Origin of the sequence: Thioclava dalianensis (assembly GCF_000715505.1) — a bacterium.
In the GTDB taxonomy this organism is placed as follows: Bacteria; Pseudomonadota; Alphaproteobacteria; order Rhodobacterales; family Rhodobacteraceae; genus Thioclava; species Thioclava dalianensis.
In genome coordinates this window covers 307,093-325,149 of sequence record NZ_JHEH01000001.1, presented here as the reverse complement: position 1 = coordinate 325,149, position 18,057 = coordinate 307,093, and the positions used below count along the sequence as shown (strand labels likewise).

Annotated in this window: 16 protein-coding genes and 1 pseudogene; 11 read left to right on the top strand and 6 right to left on the bottom strand. The window is 62.8% G+C overall.

What is annotated here, in order from left to right:
- Positions 1-6: 6 nt before the first annotated feature.
- The 3 genes and pseudogenes from DL1_RS01645 to DL1_RS01635 all read right to left on the bottom strand — a co-directional run.
- Positions 7-681: pseudogene (locus tag DL1_RS01645) on the bottom strand (NAD(P)-binding domain-containing protein); the annotation flags it as partial.
- Entirely contained in the window at positions 678-1,724 is a 1,047-nt protein-coding gene (locus DL1_RS01640; RefSeq protein WP_038061429.1) for an enoyl-CoA hydratase/isomerase family protein, read from the bottom strand. The pseudogene DL1_RS01645 and the gene DL1_RS01640, both read right to left, overlap by 4 nt.
- Positions 1,721-2,869: an acyl-CoA dehydrogenase family protein gene (locus DL1_RS01635; protein ID WP_038061427.1), complete on the bottom strand. Its 1,149-nt coding sequence runs from the start codon at positions 2,867-2,869 to the stop codon at positions 1,721-1,723. The genes DL1_RS01640 and DL1_RS01635 overlap by 4 nt, the downstream gene beginning before the upstream one ends.
- Positions 2,870-3,100: 231 nt before the next feature.
- Between DL1_RS01635 and DL1_RS01630 the strand changes: the two genes are divergently transcribed.
- The 9 genes from DL1_RS01630 to DL1_RS01590 all read left to right on the top strand — a co-directional run bounded on the left by DL1_RS01630 (position 3,101) and on the right by DL1_RS01590 (position 12,670).
- Positions 3,101-4,534: an aldehyde dehydrogenase family protein gene (locus tag DL1_RS01630; protein ID WP_051693234.1), complete on the top strand. Its 1,434-nt coding sequence runs from the start codon at positions 3,101-3,103 to the stop codon at positions 4,532-4,534.
- Positions 4,535-4,675: 141 nt separating this feature from the next.
- On the top strand, positions 4,676-6,277 hold the full coding sequence (locus DL1_RS01625) for an APC family permease (RefSeq protein WP_038061420.1): 1,602 nt from the start codon (positions 4,676-4,678) through the stop codon (positions 6,275-6,277).
- Positions 6,278-6,465: 188 nt separating this feature from the next.
- Positions 6,466-7,461 (top strand): LLM class flavin-dependent oxidoreductase, encoded by a 996-nt coding sequence (locus DL1_RS01620; RefSeq protein ID WP_038061416.1) that lies wholly within the window; start codon positions 6,466-6,468, stop codon positions 7,459-7,461.
- 273 nt (positions 7,462-7,734) lie between these two features.
- Positions 7,735-8,088 (top strand): 30S ribosomal protein S6, encoded by a 354-nt coding sequence (gene rpsF, locus DL1_RS01615; RefSeq protein ID WP_038061414.1) that lies wholly within the window; start codon positions 7,735-7,737, stop codon positions 8,086-8,088.
- A gap of 21 nt (positions 8,089-8,109) precedes the next feature.
- Complete coding sequence (gene rpsR / locus DL1_RS01610; RefSeq protein ID WP_038061405.1) at positions 8,110-8,334, top strand: 30S ribosomal protein S18; 225 nt, start codon at positions 8,110-8,112, stop codon at positions 8,332-8,334.
- Positions 8,335-8,346: 12 nt separating this feature from the next.
- Positions 8,347-8,970: a 50S ribosomal protein L9 gene (rplI, locus tag DL1_RS01605; protein ID WP_038061401.1), complete on the top strand. Its 624-nt coding sequence runs from the start codon at positions 8,347-8,349 to the stop codon at positions 8,968-8,970.
- Between the two features lie 334 nt (positions 8,971-9,304).
- Complete coding sequence (locus DL1_RS01600; RefSeq protein WP_038061398.1) at positions 9,305-11,056, top strand: calcium-binding protein; 1,752 nt, start codon at positions 9,305-9,307, stop codon at positions 11,054-11,056.
- Between the two features lie 81 nt (positions 11,057-11,137).
- Positions 11,138-12,271 (top strand): YihY/virulence factor BrkB family protein, encoded by a 1,134-nt coding sequence (locus tag DL1_RS01595; protein WP_162178725.1) that lies wholly within the window; start codon positions 11,138-11,140, stop codon positions 12,269-12,271.
- Between the two features lie 63 nt (positions 12,272-12,334).
- On the top strand, positions 12,335-12,670 hold the full coding sequence (locus tag DL1_RS01590) for a hypothetical protein (protein ID WP_038061396.1): 336 nt from the start codon (positions 12,335-12,337) through the stop codon (positions 12,668-12,670).
- Between the two features lie 88 nt (positions 12,671-12,758).
- Here DL1_RS01590 and tig read toward each other — a convergent pair whose 3' ends face one another.
- From tig to DL1_RS01575, 3 genes are all read right to left on the bottom strand, one after another.
- Positions 12,759-14,093 carry a trigger factor gene (gene tig / locus DL1_RS01585; protein ID WP_038061389.1) on the bottom strand — a complete coding sequence of 445 codons (1,335 nt, stop codon included), beginning with the start codon at positions 14,091-14,093 and terminating at the stop codon, positions 12,759-12,761.
- A gap of 127 nt (positions 14,094-14,220) precedes the next feature.
- A complete protein-coding gene (maiA, locus tag DL1_RS01580; RefSeq protein WP_038061387.1) occupies positions 14,221-14,838 on the bottom strand; it encodes a maleylacetoacetate isomerase in 618 nt (205 codons plus the stop codon).
- Entirely contained in the window at positions 14,835-15,272 is a 438-nt protein-coding gene (locus DL1_RS01575) for a MarR family winged helix-turn-helix transcriptional regulator (RefSeq protein ID WP_245739626.1), read from the bottom strand. Before DL1_RS01575 ends, maiA begins: the two co-directional genes overlap by 4 nt.
- 177 nt (positions 15,273-15,449) lie before the next feature.
- Here DL1_RS01575 and hmgA point away from each other — a divergent pair, with 177 nt between their 5' ends.
- Both hmgA and fahA read left to right on the top strand, forming a co-directional pair.
- Positions 15,450-16,811 carry a homogentisate 1,2-dioxygenase gene (gene hmgA / locus DL1_RS01570; RefSeq protein ID WP_038061384.1) on the top strand — a complete coding sequence of 454 codons (1,362 nt, stop codon included), beginning with the start codon at positions 15,450-15,452 and terminating at the stop codon, positions 16,809-16,811.
- Complete coding sequence (gene fahA, locus DL1_RS01565) at positions 16,808-18,046, top strand: fumarylacetoacetase (protein ID WP_038061381.1); 1,239 nt, start codon at positions 16,808-16,810, stop codon at positions 18,044-18,046. The genes hmgA and fahA overlap by 4 nt, the downstream gene beginning before the upstream one ends.
- Positions 18,047-18,057 lie beyond the last annotated feature (11 nt).

Below are 18,057 nucleotides of genomic sequence, written 5' to 3'. Positions count from 1 at the left end.
TTTTTAGCCGTTATCGGCGGGGCTTTGCGGGCCGACACCGGGGGCGGGGCAATAGGTGTTCATCGACCAGCTCTGCCCCGACGAGGTTGAGACCACGTCAAACATCTTGGCGCGATCAAGACCCAGCTTATCGGCCAGCGCGAAAGCCTCGCAGGTGGCAATCATCGTCACGCCGAGGATCATGTTGTTGCAGATCTTGGCCGACTGACCCGCGCCCGCCGCACCGCAATGCACCGCCTTCTGGCCCATGATGTCGAACAAGGGCGTGACCGTCTCAAAGGCCGCGTCATCGCCGCCGACCATGAAGGTCAGCGTGCCGTTGGTAGCCCCCCCAGTGCCGCCCGAGACCGGCGCGTCGAGAAAGCCCAGACCCGCGTCGCCCGCCTGTTGGGCAACCGCCTTGGCGCTGTCGACATCCACGGTCGAGCAGTCGCAAAACACAGCGCCCGCCTGCATCGCGGGGATCACCTCTGCCGCGACCGAGCGCAGGATCTGGCCATTGGGCAACATGGAGATCACGACCTCCGCGTCGCGCGCAGCGGCCGCCGCATCCGGCGCGCTGTCGACCCCCTCGGGCAGGGCCGTGGCCGGGTCAAATCCCACCACCTGATGGCCTGCCGCGACAAGGTTGCTGGCCATCGGCCCGCCCATATTTCCAAGTCCTACAAATGCGATTTTCATGTCGTCTCCTCCCAAATGGCCGCCTCGGGGCCCAATGGATCCAGCATCCGGTCCACATCACTTGCGGGCAGGCTTGCCAGATCATGTTTCCATTGCGGATTGCGATCCTTGTCGATGATCTGCGCGCGCACGCCCTCCAGAAAATCGCCCCATTCCGCCGCCCGCCAAGTAAAGCGGAACTCATGGGTGAGCGCCGCGCGGATCGTGTTTTCCGCCCGTGTCATGCGCACCAGTTTCAGCGTCGCAGCCATGGAAAGCGGCGAGTTGCGATAGAGCGTCTTGAGCGTGCGTGCGGCCAGATCGGAGCCTGCGGTCTCGAGCTTGGCCACGATTGAATCGAGATCATCAGCCCAGAAGATCCGGTCGATCTCCGGGCGCTGGCGCTCAAGCTGGCCGGGCTCGGGGGGCGTGCGCGCAAAGGGCAGGGTCTCGATATTGCCGGTCTCGATCAGCCGCGCCTTGGCCTCGTCCCACTCGGCTTCGGGCAGGAAGCTGTCGGCAAATCCGGTATAGATCGCATCGGCTGCGTTCATCCGCGTGCCTGTAAGCCCCAGATATTCGCCGATATGTCCCGGCGCGCGGGCCAAAAGCAGGGTGCCGCCAACATCGGGGATCAGCCCGATGCCGCTTTCGGGCATGGCGATCTGCGTGCTCTCACCTACGATGCGGTGGCTGGCATGGCCGCCGACCCCCACGCCGCCGCCCATCACGAAGCCCTGCATGAAGGCCACGATTGGCTTGGGATATTCCGCGATCTTGGCGTTCATCCGATATTCGTCGCGCCAGAAATCGCGCCCTGGCGCGAATTCGCCGGCAATGCCCGCGCGGTAGACCGCCGCGATATCGCCACCCGAGCAAAAGGCCCGCGTGCCTTTCGCATCGATGATCACCAGATCGACCGCCGGATCGTCGCGCCATGTGTCGAGCGCCTCTTCGATGACCATAGCCATCTCATGCGAGAGCGCGTTGAGCGCGGATTCGCGGTTAAAGGTCAGCCGACCGGCGCGCCCCTCAATGCGGGCCTGCATTGTCGCGTCGCTCATTGGTCGCGCTCGGTCAAAAGGCTGCGGGAGATGATCAGGCGCATGATTTCGTTGGTTCCTTCCAGAATCTGGTGGACCCGCAGATCGCGCACGATCTTTTCCACCCCGTAATCGGCAAGATAGCCGTAGCCACCATGCAGTTGCAGGCATTGGTTGGCCACATCAAAGGCCGCATCCGTCACATAGAGTTTCGCCATCGCGCAGAACTTGGTGGCATCGGGCGCGCCGGTGTCGAGCTTCCAAGCCGCTTGGCGCAGGAAGATGCGCGCCGATTGCAGTTTGACCTCCAGATCGGCGAGGCGGAACTGCAGCGCCTGAAACTGATCGAGCGATGTCCCGAAGGCGCGGCGCTCTCCCATATAGCTTAGCGTGCGGTTCAGTGCCGATTGCGCGCCGCCAAGTGCGGAGGCCGCGATATTGAGTCGCCCGCCATCGAGCCCGGCCATCGCATAGGCAAAGCCGCGCCCCTCGTCGCCCAGCAGGTTGTCGCCTGGGATGGCGCAATCGTCGAACTGCACCTGCGCGGTCGGCTGGGCGCGCCAGCCCATCTTGTCCTCGGGCGCCCCAAAGCTCAGCCCCTCGGTCCCGGCCTCGACGATCACGGCTGAGATCCCCTTGGGGCCCGCCGCACCGGTGCGCACCATCGTCAGATAGGCATCCGAATAGCCGCCGCCCGAGATGAAAGCCTTCGTCCCGTTGAGCGTATAGCCCGCCTCTGTGCGCCGGGCGCTGGCACGCAGGGCTGCGGCATCCGAGCCCGATCCGGGCTCTGTCAGGCAGTAGGAAAACACGGTCTCCATCGAGACCAGCCCCGGCAGCCAGCGCGCGCGGGCCGCGTCTGATCCGAACTTGTCGATCATCCCGCCGCACATGTTGTGGATCGACAGGAACGCCGCAACGGAGGGGCAGGCCATGGCGAGCGCCTCGAATACGAGCGTCGCATCCAGCCGCGAGAGCGCGGAGCCGCCATGTTCCTCGCGCACATAAAGCCCGCCAAGCCCGAGTGCTGCGACCTTCGGCCAAAGCGCCTTCGGGATCGTGCCCTGCGCCTCCCAGTCGCGGGCATGCGGGGCGATCTCGTCCTGCCCAAAGCCATAGGCCATGTCGAATATGGCGCTTTGTTCCTCGCTGAGCATGAAGTCCATCGTCGTCTCCCCCCGATCCGATTAATTGAACGCCGTGTCATTTGGACCTGAAGTCTTGCAAGAGTTTCGGGCTTGGAACAAGCCGACAATCGCGCGCAACGGTCTGGGCATTCTTGCACCGAGAATGTGGTTTAGGGTGATCCTTTGTGCAGGAATGGAAATGCCGCTTGCGCGTTTCGGGCTTGTCATTTGGGCGGGGGCGCGAAAAATGGGCGCCTGAGGAGGACCGCAATGGACGGCGAAAGCAGCGCGCAGATGATCGGGATGCGCCGGGTATTCGCCCGGTTGGCCAATGGCAATGCCACGCGCCGCGTGCAATTCGGTCTGGCCGAGCGGCGCACGGCACTGCTTGCGCTGCGGCGCACAATCCGCGCGCATGAGCGCGAGATCATCGACGCCCTCGCCAGCGATTTTGGCAAACCCCCGAGCGAGACCCGGCTGACCGAGATATTGCCGGTCCAGACCGAGATCTCGCATGCATTGCGCAATCTGCGCCGCTGGATGCGTCCGCGCCGGGTCCGTACGACGCGGGCTATGCTGGGCACGCGGGGGCGCATCCTGCCCCAGCCCAAAGGCACGGCGCTGATCATCGCGCCGTGGAATTATCCCCTCGCGCTGTCGCTGGGGCCGTTGGTCTCGGCGCTCGCGGCAGGCTGTGCGGCGGTTGTTAAGCCCTCGGAGCTGGCACCCGCAAGCGCGGCGATCCTTTCGGAAATTCTGACCGATGCGCTGCCTGAGGATCTCACGGTCTGCCTTGAGGGCGGGCCGGAGATTGCGCAGAGTTTGCTTGATCTGCCTTTCGATCACGTCTTTTTCACCGGCTCGCCGCGCGTGGGGGCGCTGGTGGCAGAGCGGGTCGGGCGCAGGCTTGGCTCGGTCACGCTGGAGCTGGGCGGCAAATCGCCCGTCATCGTGGGGCCAAATGCCGATCTCAAACAGGCGGCGCGCATGATCGTCTGGGGCAAATTCGCCAATGCGGGACAGACCTGTATCGCACCCGATCATGTGTTTGTGGCCAAATCCATCGAGGCGCCGTTTCTGGCGGAACTGAAGGCGGCGGTGGCCAAGATGTATGGGCGTGACGAGGCGGCTCAGGCGGCTTCGCGCGATTTCGCCCGGATTATCGACTTCAAGCATTTCGCGCGGCTCACCGAGATGATCGCGCAGGCGCAGGGCTCGGGCGCGCGTGCGCTCACCGGCGGGCCAAGTGACGCCGAGACCCGCTATATTCCGCCCACCATCCTGATGGGCACCGATCCCGATATGGCGGTCGAGCGCGAGGAGATCTTCGGGCCGGTGCTGCCGGTGATCCCGTTTGTACGTCTCGACACGGTGCTCGACCGGATCGAGGCAGGGCCGCGCCCGCTTGCGCTTTATATCTTCGAGCGGGACCGCGCGGTGATCGATCATGTCGCTAGCCGCGCGATCTCGGGGGCGCTGGGGATCAATGTGGTGCTGGCGCATTTTCTGCATCTCAACCTGCCATTTGGCGGGATTGGCCGCTCGGGGCAAGGGGCGGCGCATGGCGAATGGGGCTTTCGCGCCTTCAGTCACGAAAAGGCGATCCTTGAGACCCGCTTTGCGCCTTTGCGCCTGTTAATGCCGCCCTATAGAGGGTCTCGCAAGCGATTGACCAAGATCATGACGCGGATCCTTGGCCGCTGACGCCACTGGCATTGTCATTTCAAGATCCGCGCGCTCACATCCCGTCGCATCCGCGCACAAGCGCGTGTGGCGCCTCCACCAAGGCTCATCCCCGCGCTAGGATAATTGTATCAATAACAATGCCAGCAGGGGATTTGTACAATGGCTGCAACAGATACCAGTGCCTCAACAGGCAAGCTAAGACGAGATGCGGGGGTCATCGGCCTGCTCTTCGCCTCGACCACTTCGATGATCGGTTCGGGATGGCTGTTCGGGGCCTATCATGCCTCAAAGATCGCGGGACCGTTGAGCGTGTGGTCGTGGCTGATCGGGGCTGCGATCATCATGTTGATCGCTTTGTGCTTTGCCGAGCTCTCGACGATGTTTTCCAAATCGGGCGCGCTTGTGCATATGAGCCATGCGAGCCACGGCGCGACGTTGGGCCGCCTTTGGGGCTGGATGCTGTTTCTCAGCTATGCGCCGGTGCCTGCGGTCGAGGCCGAAGGGATCGTCACATATGCCAATAACTACCTGCCATATTTCATCAAGGCGGATGGGTCCGGCACGCTGACGGCGATGGGCTTTCTCGCCTCAGCGGTTCTGCTGAGCGTGCTGGCCTTGCTCAACCTGCTTGCGATCAAGGCGCTATTGCGGGTCAACAACACCGTCACATGGTGGAAGATCGCAGTGCCGCTCGTGACCGTGGTGGGGCTGGTCGTGGCCTCGACCCATTGGGGTGTGTGGCATGCAGCACCGGGCACCTATTCCAGTCAGGGCGTGTTCACAGCCATTCCGGCGGCGGGCATCGTGTTCTCCTTCCTGGGCTTTCGCACGGCGATCGACCTTGGCGGGGAGAGCGCAAATCCGGGCCGCAACATTCCGATGGCGGTGATCGGGTCTGTGCTGCTCGCAGCGGTCGTCTATGTGCTGTTGCAGGTGGCCTTCATCATGGCGCTGTCGCCTGATGACCTCAAAGGCGGCTGGTCGCATCTGAACTTCGTGGGCTCCGCAGGTCCGTTTGCCGGATTGGCCGCGACGCTGGGTATGGGCTGGTTGGCCATGCTGCTTTACGTCGACGCCTATATCTCGCCCGGCGGCACCGGCCTGATCTACATCACCGGCGGCTCGCGGATCCTCTATGCGGTGGGCGATACCGATAGTGGCCCCAATGCTTTGACCAAAACGACCGGGACGGGCGTTCCGTGGCTTGCAGTCATCGTGATGTGGGCTGTGGGCGTGTTCTTCCTGCTGCCGTTCCCGGCATGGCAATTGCTGGTGGGCTATATCAGCTCCATCACCGTGCTGACCTACGGCTTGGGTCCGATCGTGCTGATGGTGCTGCGCCGCTCGCAGCCCGATGCGCCGCGCGCCTTCCGCCTGCGCGGAGCCGAGATCCTCGCGCCGCTGGCCTTTGTCTGCTCGAACCTCGTGATCTACTGGACCGGATTTTACACCGACTCGATCCTGTTTGCGATGCTGCTGGTGGGCTTTGCGATCTATGCCTTCATCTTCCATGTCGTGCAAAAACACAGCGCGAGCGATTTCGGCTGGGGCAATATCGGTTGGCTGGCTGCGTGGTTCGGCGGGATCTGGGTGCTTTCAGCCTTGGGATCGACGGGCAACGGCTTTGGCATTGTGGGCTTCTGGGATGGGATGCTTCTGGTGGCAATCTGGTCGCTCGTGGTGATCTGGCTTGCCCTGCGGGCCGCATTGCCCGCCGAGGAAACCGGCGCGTTGATGGAGCGCATTCAGGCGGGCAACTAAGCCCTCTGCCTGCATAAACCTCTGATGCGCGGGGGGGGGCGGTGGGAAACCTTCCACCATCTCCCGCGCCCCCCTCTGAGCGCGGCCTCCGGTAAACGGGGGTCGCGCTTTGCGCTTTCCCTTGCGGGAGCGGGGGCTTTTCCTTGCGCGCAAGCCGCCTAGATCAGGGGCAACCACAGGAGCTTTCCATGATCCCCTATTCCGTTCTTGATCTTTCACCGATCCCGCAAGGGGCCACGCCTGCGGATGCGCTGGCCAATTCGGTGGGCCTTGCCCAGCATGTCGAGGCGTTGGGCTATAATCGGTTCTGGCTGGCCGAGCATCACAATTCGACCGGGATCGCGAGTGCGGCGACCGCCGTCGTCATCGGCCATGTCGCGGGCAAGACCCAGAAGATCCGCGTCGGGGCAGGCGGCATCATGCTGCCCAACCACGCGCCTTTGCAGGTGGCCGAGGCCTTCGGCACCCTTGAGACGCTCTACCCTGGACGGATTGATCTGGGGCTGGGGCGCGCGCCGGGCACCGATCCGCAGACCATGCAGGCGCTGCGGCGCGGGATGGGCGGTGGTGACCGCTTCCCCGAAGACGTGGTCGAGCTTTTGGGCTATCTCGGTCCCGAGCAGGAGGGCGCGCGGGTGCGCGCGGTGCCGGGGATGGGCACGCAGGTGCCGCTCTGGATGCTGGGATCGTCGCTCTTTGGCGCGCAGCTGGCGGCCCATCTGGGCCTTCCCTACGCGTTTGCGTCGCATTTCGCCCCCGAAATGCTCGATGAGGCAGTCGAGGTCTATCGCCAGCGCTTCCAGCCCGCCGTGACGCAGGCGCCGCGCTTCATGCTTGCGGTGAACCTCTTTGCCGCCGCGACCGAGGCCGAGGGCCATCTGCTGCGATCTTCGATGCTGCAAAGCTTCATCAATCTGCGCCGCGGGATGAGCGGGCCGTTGCCGCCGCCCGAGGGCAATCTTGAGGCGCATTTCGCACCGCAAGAGATCGCGATGGCGGACCGCGCACTGCGCATCGCAGCTGTGGGCGATGAGGCGCAAATCGAGGCGCAGCTGCGCGCGCTGATCGCCCGTTACCGCCCCGATGAGGTGCTGCTGACCGGCCATATCTTCGATCAGACAGCCCGGCGCGAGAGCTTCCGCATCGGCGCGCAGGTGATGGCGCGGATCAACGCCGAAGGGTAACGGCTCTAAGCGTCAGGCGCGTTGACGCGCGGGCGCGGGGGCGGGGGCGCTGCCCCCTCTTCGGCTGCGCCGAATTCACCCCCGAGGTATTGTGGCCAAGATGAAGGGGGGCAATTCACTGCAGGCCCCGCGGGGGTGGTTTGCCCTTGCATCATGGGCTGGTTTGACTATAAGGCCCCATCTTCCGCGTTTGTATTGAACCGGCGGAGCCTCTCGTGTTGGGTGCGGAAGTTATTTGCCCAGCTATGAAGCCGCCTTGAAACAGGAGTTCGCATGCCGCTATACGAGCATGTTCTCATTGCGCGTCAGGACTTGTCCAACACGCAAGCTGAAGGCCTTATCGAACATTTCTCCACGGTCCTCTCGGATAACGGCGGCAAAGTCGTCGAGCACGAGTACTGGGGCGTGAAGACCATGGCCTACAAGATCAACAAGAACCGCAAGGGCCATTACGCCTTCCTGCGCACCGACGCACCGTCGGCTGCCGTGCAGGAAATGGAGCGTCTGTGCCGTCTGCATGATGACGTGATGCGCGTGTTGACCATCAAGGTCGACGCCCATGACGAGGGCCCCTCGGCCCAGATGCAGAAACGCGACGAACGCGACACCCGTCGCGAGCGCCGTTGATCGTCAGATAGGAGCAAAACCATGGCAAAACCGTTTTTCCGCCGCCGCAAGGTCTGCCCGTTCTCGGGCGATAACGCGCCCAAGATCGACTACAAAGACACGCGTCTTTTGCAGCGCTACATCTCGGAGCGGGGCAAGATCGTGCCCGCCCGTATCACCGCCGTCTCGGCCAAGAAGCAACGTGAACTGGCCCGTGCGATCAAGCGCGCGCGCTTCCTCGCGCTTCTGCCCTATGCCGTGAAATAAGGAGACCGACCCATGGAAGTGATCCTTCTGGAACGTGTGGCCAAACTGGGCCAGATGGGCGATGTCGTCACCGTCAAGGACGGTTACGGTCGCAACTACCTGCTGCCGCAGGGCAAAGCGCTGCGCGCCAATGCGGGCAACATTGCCTCCTTCGAGGAGCGCAAGGCTCAGCTTGAGGCCCGCAACCTCGAGACCAAGAAAGAGGCCGAGGCTCTGTCCGCGCGTCTCGACGGTCAGCAATTCGTCGTGATCCGTTCGGCATCCGATGGTGGCAACCTCTACGGGTCCGTGACCACCCGCGACGCGGCGAACATCGCCTCCGAGCAGGGCTTCACGGTGGACCGCAAGCAGGTCATCATCCGTCAGCCGATCAAAGTTCTGGGTCTGCACGAGGTCGAGGTGCACCTGCATCCCGAGGTCGTGTCGGTTCTCACGCTCAACGTTGCGCGCTCGCCCGAAGAGGCCGAGCTGCAGGCAACCGGCAAGTCGATCCAGGATCTGGCAGCCGAGGAAGAAGCGGCGGCCGAGTTCGAGATCTCCGAGCTGTTCGACGATATCGGCGGTGCCGCTGATGACGACGACAACGGCTATGTCGCGACCCCGGAGGCCGCTGAGGCCGAAGACGACGACAAGTAAGGCTTTGTCCTTTGGACATTGCAACGGCGCGGAGCATCCCTCCGCGCCGTTTTTCATGCGCGGGGGAGAGGCGCGGTCGTTTCGAAATGCGGTGCGTTTCGGGCCCGGATCTGCGATTGACCGCAAAAGGGAAACAGCGCTTTGGCTGTGTCTTCACAAAATCTCGCGCGGGTGTGAATTTTCTTTACCATACGTTAATGCTCTGCAACGGTTTGCGCATTCCAAGCGATAAATTTTAGCGGGGTGCGCCATGTTTCCGTCGATATTGATGCTTTTGAGCCTGTCGATATTTGGGTCGATGTTAATGCCTAACAGCTCCGATGATATGGAGGACATGCCCGGCGATCATGAAGACCCCGATCAGCACAGCCCGGATCACGGGGGCGATAGCTCCGGCGGCGACACAGGCGATACCTCTGGGGGGGGGGATTCCAGCGGCGACACAGGCGGCGACACCGACCCGCAAAGCCCGGATAAGGTTGCCGAACTGCTCGCACCTTGGGAGGACCTGCTGGCGATCGATCCCGCGGATCTGAGCCTCAATGAGGGCACCGAGGGCGATGACTATCTGACGACGGATCGCCATCGCGCGGCGCTGTTGGATGGTAAGGGCGGCAATGATCGGCTTTCTGGCTCGGATGAGAGCGATGTGTTGCTGGGCGGCGCGGGCGATGATCGGCTTTATGACTTCAACATTCAGGCGGTCGACGCGAGTGGTGCGCCGATAGGGGGACGCCCGACCGGGGACGACCTGCTGGTCGGTGGGGCGGGGGATGATTACCTCCATGCCACATCAGGGACCGATACGCTTTTGGGCGGCGAGGGCAATGATACGCTCAGCGATGGGTTGATCGAACCCGAGAACTTTCAGGATCTTACATTGCTCGATGACGACCCGGCCTTTATGGATGGCGGAGACGGGGACGATCTGCTGATGGGCTCACTGGGCGATACGATGACCGGTGGAACGGGCGCGGATTCCTTCGATGTGAATATATACGGGGGCGGCGGTGGCCCCGCGATTATCACAGATTTCAATCCCGATGAGGATCAAATCATCTTCCGCAATATCGGAGATGAAACCGACGATCATCCACCGGTTTTTGATATTCAGCAGACCGTGACCGAAAACGGCGATCTGATCCTCGGCGATACGGATTCCCCCTATGCCATCATTCGAGGGCCTGGCCGGGAGCTGAGCGCGGAGGAATTCCCGATGGGGCAGCCGGGGGCCGACGACCTGGGGCCGGGCAATGATCTGTGGAATGGGACGCGGTACAGGGACTTTGTTCAGGGCAATGGTGGGGATGACACGCTTTTGGCCGGAGACGGATATGACACGCTATTTGGTGGCGATGGGAGCGACAGTCTTGACGGCGGCTCGGGCAATGACTGGATACATGCCGGGCGATTTGTCCCGACCCTCGATGAGACGGACAGCGCCGACACGCTGCTTGGTGGCGCAGATAGCGACAGTCTGTACACTGGCGCTGACAGTGTTGGCGATCTGGCCGACGGCGGCGCGGACAGCGATTATATCCTCGCCAGTGGAGAAGACGCCGCCGATACGCTTCTGGGCGGTGTCGGGGACGATTACATCGAATCTTTCAACGGATCTGAGGGAGACTTTATCGACGGTGGCGCGGGTGACGATCTGATCAAGGTGAACGGTGCCGCCACGATAGAAGGTGGGGATGGCGCGGACCATATCATGAGCGGGTCGCATTGGAGCGATCCGGGGCTCCAGCAGATCGACGCCGGTGCGGACGCCGATTTGATTGATCTGGCCCATGCGGCGCAGGTCACGACCGGAACTGGGACAGATACGCTGCGCGTGCATGACCTGTTTGAATTTGCCCCCGGCGATGCGGCGGTCGTCGTGACCGATTTCACCCCGGGTCAAGATATGCTGCAACTTTTCGGAGAGAGTGTGCGGGACGATCAGTTTGATCCCGCAAATGTCACCCAGACAGTCTCGGAGGATGGGACTTCATTGAGCTTTGGAGATCCCGATGCGCCGTGGGTCGTGCTGCAAGGTGTGAGCGCGCCGCTGAGCTGGGACGTTGTGACTCAAAGCTTTAGCTGATCGTAGGTCTTACGGAACCCGTTGCATGAGGCGACGTTGCGCATAGAGACTATGCGTGTGCAGTGTACCGGAAGGAGAGGCATGGGGTCGCAAGGCAACAGACATGACGAGGCCCGTAACTCCGTTTTGGCCCGCGCCACGATGGCGGCCATGGCTGCGGTCACGACTTGGCGCGAGACGGGCAGGGAGGGCCGCTCTGGCGATCTCGACGCGCCCCATCCGCCGCGCGCAGCGGAGGACGCCATGCCCGCCGATCCGAGCGTCTATGACCGCGAGCCCGACCGGGCACTCGGGCGGCGCGCGGGCAGTCCGTTTGCGATCCCGCGCAAGGGCTGGTGGGCCGTTGCCCGCCGTGTTTATGACCAGATCGGCGAGGACCGCGTGATGGCTGTGGCAGCCGGCGTGACCTTCTATGCGATCCTTGCGCTCTTTCCGGCGCTGACCGCGACGGTCGCGATCTACGGGCTCTTTGCGGATCGCGCCACGATGCTGGCCGATATCGACGCCCTGAGCAATGTCGTCCCCCCCGAAGCGCTCAGCCTGATCCGCAGCCAGTTGGAAAAGCTGGTGGGATCGGATTCCGGGGCGCTTGGACTGGCCTCGCTCTTTGGCATCGTGCTGGCGATCTGGTCGGCCAATGGCGGGATGAAAGCGATGATCCAAGCGCTCAACGTGGCCTATGGCGAGCGCGAGGGCCGCTCCTTCATCTGGCTCAACGTCTTCGGGCTGGGCATGACGGTGTCGGGCATCGCTATCGCCTGCACGCTGATCCTTGCCGCAGCCGTGTTGCCCGCCGTGGTGCATTTGCTGCCATCCGCCCCCGGGGTCGATACGCTCGTGCTGTTCGCGCGTTGGCCGCTGATGTGTCTTGTGATGTTCACTGTGCTGATGTTGCTCTACCGCTTCGGGCCTTCGCGCCGCGCGCCCCGGATGGTCTGGGTGATGCCGGGCGCGATTTTGGGCGCGGTGCTGCTGCTGGGCGTGTCGGCGGCGTTCTCTTTCTATACCACGCATTTCGCGAGCTATTCGGCGACCTATGGCTCGGTTGGCGCCGTGGTGGTGCTGATGATGTGGATCTGGCTTTCGACGATCTCGGTGCTGATGGGGGCCGAGCTGAACGCTGAGGCCGAGCGCCAGACCGCGCTCGACAGCACGAAAGGGCCTCCGAAGAATCTGGGCAAGCGCAATGCGAGGGTGGCCGATAGTGTGGCCTGACGCCCTCTTTTCGCCCCTTTTCCTTGCGAGACTGCTCTGACACTCACGTCAGACAGGGGCCTCATGCGTCTTCTCTCGATCCTGTATTCTTCGCTGAACATGACCGTGCTGGTCACCTCGGGGCTGCTTTATCTGCACGACCCGCAAGCGTGGTGGGCGCGGGTTGATCGCGTGCGCGGCGTTTTGGAGGCGGCGCTGATCGCAGAGGCGGAAAACCGCATCCGCGCGGATCGCGGTGAGGCTGTGGCACCCGCCGCTGACACGAGGACCGCACGCAGCGCTCAGCCCCGCGCGCAGGTCCCGCAGGGCATAGCTCCGCCCCGGCACTTCAACGGCAAACCCGTGGCCGAGGCGCGGTTCGTGGAGGCGCGCCCGTCACTGAGCCCGCCCACCGATTGAGCGCCGCGCGGCGCAGGTACACCATCACGACCCGCCATGAAAAAGGGCCGCCCCAAAGGACGGCCCCCAATCCAAATCAAAGAGCGGCTCAGATCTCGTCGAGCTTCTCGATGGCTTCCTGCAGCTCTTCCTTGGAAACCTCTTTGTCGGTCACTTTGGCTTCGCCCGCGATGTAGTCGATGACTTTGTCTTCGAAGATCGGCGCGCGCATCTGCTGCTGCATCTGCTGGTTTTGCTGCACGAATTCGAAGAAGGCACGTTCCTGACCCGGATACTGGCGGGCTTGGTTCATGATCGCTTGGGTCATCTCGGCATCGGTAACCTCGATTTCCTGCTTGCGGCCGATTTCAGCCAGCAGGAGACCCAGACGCACGCGGCGCTCGGCCAGCTTGTTGTGCTCATCCGTGGTCTCGATCTCGCCATGGTCATGGCCGTGATCGTCGGGGTTCTCTTCGTGGTAGAGCTGGTGGGCGATCTGCTTGGCCTCGGCCTCGACGAGCGAGGGCGGCAGGTCGAACTTCACCTTGGTGTCGAGCTGGTCGAGCAGGCCGCGCTTCATCACCTGACGCGCTGCACCCTGGTACTCGGCTTCAAGACGCTCTGCGATCTGACCCTTCAGACCCGACAGGTCCTCGGCGCCGAATTGCTTGGCCATCTCGTCGCTGATCTCTGCGGCTTTGGGCTCTTTGACTTCGTGGACATGGCACTTGAACAGCGCCTCTTTGCCCGCAAGATGCTCCGCGCCGTACTCAGCGGGGAAGGTCACCTTGACCTCGACATCGTCACCCACTTTGGTGCCGATCAGCTGCTCTTCAAAGCCCGGGATGAACGAGTTCGAACCCAGCTCGAGCGGGTAGCCCTCGCCTTTGCCGCCTTCGAACGCTTCGCCATCGACGAAGCCTTCGAAATCGATCACGACCTGATCGCCGCTTTCGGATTTCGCACCCTCGGCGCGTGCCTCGAAGTTTTTCGCGGTGGCCGCAAGGCTTTCCAGCGCTTCGGTGATCGCGGCGTCCTCGGCTTTCACAACCAGACGCTCCAGCGTGACATCCGACAGATCGGCATCGGGGATCTCGGGCAGGGCTTCGTACTCGACGGTCACGACCACGTCGTCACCCTCTTTCCACTCTTCGCCGCCCTTCATCTCGATCTTGGGCTGCATCGCGGGACGGTCGCCGGTCGACTCGAAATGCTCGCTCATCGCGCCATCGACCGATTCCTGCATCGCTTCGCCCAAGATACGCGGGCCGAATTGCTTGCGCAGCATCGCCATCGGAACCTTGCCCTTGCGGAAGCCCTTCATCTCGATTTCGGGCTGCGCTTCGGTGAGCTTGGCAGTGACCTTATCGTCGAGCTCGCTGGCGGTGATGGTGATCTCGTAACCGCGCTTGAGTCCGTCATTGAGGGTCTCGGTGACCTGCATAGGATATCCTTTTTCTTGGCGCCGCCCGGATCGCGGCCAGTTCTCGAAATTTCAGCCGTCCTTCTAGTGAGGACGGGCCTTGCGCGCAAGGCGAAAACAGGTGTGCCGCGCTGTGGGCGCGCGCGATCTAATGCGGCGCAAGCTCGGGATGGGCGGCGGCAAAGGCGGGCAGGGTTTCCAGATGCGCCGCGATCCGGGTCAGTTTCGGCATCGCGCCCAGATCGATCTCCCAGCGCCGCGCGTTATAGATCTGCGGAACAAGGCACAGATCGGCCAGCGACAGCCGTGTGCCAAAGCAATAGGCCTCGCTCTCGACCATCGTCTCAAGGGCTGCGAGGCCCGGCGCAATGAAATGCTGCATCCAGTCCTTCATCGTGAGCGTGCCCTGTGATTGGGCGGTTGCGAATGTCGCCACGCGCAGGTTGCAGACCGGGTGAATATCCATCGCAATCGCGTCTGCCATCGCGCGGGCACGGGCGCGGGCGAGCGGATCGAGCGGTTGCAGGCCCAGCCCGCGCGTCGTGTCGAGATATTCGAGGATTGCCAGCGATTGGGTCAGCAGATGGCCGTCGATCTCAAGCGCGGGCACAAGACCCTGCGGGTTGCGTGCGAGATGCTCGGGGCTGCTTTGCGCGCCTGCGACCAGATCAATCGGCACGCTTTCCCATGTGAGCCCCGCCAGCCCCAGCGCGATGCGCACCCGGTAGCTCGCCGAGGAGCGCCAGTAATCATAAAGCCGTATCATTCGGGGGCCTCTTTGTTGAGCAATCGCGACAGCGCTTTGTGAAAGAGCGGCAGATCGGCGCCAAGCGTGGCTTCAAGCTGGCGCTGGTAATCGATGGCGCGCGGCAGCAGCTGTGCCATCAGCGCGCGGCCCGCTTCGGTCAGACCCAGCGCCACAAGGCGGCCATCGTCGGGATCGCCGCGCTTGGCCACAAGCCCCGCCAGCTCGAGGCGCGCCGCCGCCCGGCTGACCTTGGACTTTTCCATCGAGACACGCCGTTCGATATCGCGCACCGAGACCTGTCCCGAATAGGACAGATGCACCATCACGCGCCATTGCGGCGTGCTCAGGCCTGCGTCCCGATAGATCGCTGCCAGATCGTGACTGAGTTTCTCCGCCGCCTCTGTCAGCAGGTAGGGCAAAAAGAGATCCAGCTCAAAATCTGGAAGTTTCACTTCTATTTCAATGTTTTGTGTCATGTTTTTTATGTATCGGTATCCGCTGCGGCCTTTCCTATGTGAACAGGAAACACGTTGCATTTGCAACGAAAAATCTTGACATCGTTGCGAATGCAACAAAATATACTCCCAAGCGTGCTCGGGGGAGTCGGGCGCAGAGACGGAGGATTTCAGATGACGGACCATAGCTTGCCGCAGGGGATGATCCGCGCCGGTCATACAACCGGTACCCATGAAGGCTACATGCCCGGTTTCGGCAATGATTTTGAGACCGAAGCGCTGCCCGGCGCCTTGCCGCAGGGCCAGAACAGCCCGCAAAAATGCGAATATGGGCTTTATGCCGAGCAGCTTTCGGGCACCGCCTTTACCGCGCCGCGCGGCCAGAACGAGCGGACTTGGTGCTACCGCATCCGTCCGTCGGTGAAACATACCGGGCGCTTTACCAAGATCGATGTGCCCTATTGGAAATCCGCGCCCAATATTGACCCGGACGTGATCAGCCTTGGGCAGTATCGCTGGGATCCCGTGCCCCACACAGAAGCCGCCCAGACCTGGATCACGGGGATGCGCACGATCACCACGGCGGGCGATGTGAACACGCAAATCGGTATGGCGAGCCACATCTATCTGGTCACGCAGTCGATGCAGGACGAGTATTTCTACTCCGCCGACAGCGAATTGCTCGTGGTGCCGCAAGAGGGCCGGTTGCGGTTTTGCACCGAACTGGGCGTGATTGATCTGGAGCCCAAAGAGATCGCGATCCTCCCGCGGGGGCTCGTCTACCGGGTTGAAGTGCTCGAGGGCCCCGCACGCGGTTTCGTCTGCGAGAATTACGGGCAGAAGTTCGACCTTCCGGGCCGCGGCCCGATTGGCGCGAACTGTCTGGCCAATCCACGCGATTTCAAATGCCCGGTGGCGGCTTTTGAGGATCGCGACGCGAAAAGCCGGGTCGTGATCAAATGGTGCGGTCAGTTCCACGAGACCTTCATCGATCATTCCCCGCTCGATGTGGTCGCATGGCACGGCAATTACTGCGCCTATAAATACGATCTGCGCACCTATAGCCCGGTCGGCGCGATCCTGTTTGACCATCCCGACCCCTCGATCTTCACCGTGCTCACGGCACCCTCTGGGCAGGAGGGGACGGCCAATATCGATTTCGTGCTGTTCCGCGAGCGTTGGATGGTGGCCGAGCACACCTTCCGCCCGCCATGGTATCACAAGAACATCATGTCCGAGATGATGGGCAATATCTACGGCATCTATGACGCCAAGCCCAAGGGCTTCGTGCCGGGTGGCATGAGCCTTCACAACATGATGCTGCCCCACGGGCCGGACCGCGCGGCGTTCGAGAAAGCGAGCAACGAGCCGATGGTGCCGGTGCTGCAAGACAACACGATGCAGTTCATGTTCGAGACGCGCTTCCCGCAGCATCTGACCGCCTTCGCGGCCAATGAGGCGCCGCTGCAAGACGATTACATCGATTGCTGGGACAGCATCGAAAAGAAATTCGACGGAAAACCGGGGGTCAAATGACCGAGATGAAAAGCTGGGTGTCTTCTGCCAATGGCGACACCGATTTCCCAATCCAGAACCTGCCTTACGGCGTCTTCGACGACGGGCGCGGCGCCCGGATGGGGGTGGCGATTGGCGCGATGATCCTCGATCTTGGCGCGGTCGATCACGGGCTCGACCCGGCGCTTCTGGCCGAGCCTGCGTGGAACCGCGTGATGGAGGCCGGGCCGCAGGTCTGGGCGCAGCTGCGTGCGCGTCTGACCGAGCTGCTCTCGGACGAGGGCCATCGCGCAGCGGTCGAGCCGCATCTGGTCGCGCAGTCCAAATCGCGCATGCTGATGCCGTTTCGCGTGGCCGAATACACGGATTTCTATGCCGGAAAGCACCACGCAACGAATGTCGGCACGATGTTTCGCGGGGCGGAGAACGCGCTGCCTGCGAACTGGTTGTCGGTCCCGATCGGCTATAATGGCCGTGCCTCGTCGGTGGTGGTCTCGGGCACGCCCGTGACCCGGCCTTGGGGTCAGGTGAAAGGCCCGGACGAGGATCTGCCGCGCTTTTCTCCCTCCCAGCGCTTCGATATCGAGCTGGAATTTGGCGCAATCGTCGGCCAGCCCTCACAGGGGATGGTCTCGGTGGCTCAGGCTGATGAGATGATCTTTGGCTATGTGCTGCTCAACGATTGGTCGGCGCGCGATATTCAGGCGTGGGAATATGTGCCGCTCGGGCCGTTTCAGGCGAAAGCCACCGCGACCACGATCAGCCCTTGGATCGTGACCCGCGCGGCGCTCGAGCCGTTCCGCGTGGGCACGCCCGAGCGTGAGCGCCCGCTGCTGCCTTATCTGCGCGAGCCCCGCCCGATGAACTACCAGATCGATCTGGAGGTCGCGCTGCGCCCCAAAAGCGGCGCGGAATACGTGATTTCGCGCTCCGATACCGCCTATCTCTACTATTCTGCAGCCCAGCAACTGGCCCATCACACGACATCGGGCTGTGCGATGCGGGTGGGCGATCTGCTGGGGTCGGGCACGATCTCGGGGGCTGACAAGGACAGCCGTGGCTCGCTGCTGGAGCTGTCTTGGGGCGGCAAGGAGCCGCTGGAGTTGCCCGATGGTCAGACCCGCAGCTTCGTCGAGGATGGCGATACGCTGACATTGCGCGGGGCCGCCAAGGGCGATGGCTACCGCATTGGATTTGGCGACTGTGCCGGGCAAGTCCTGCCCGCCGTCGAACTGCCCGACTGGGCGCAAGAGTAACGAAAGGACGT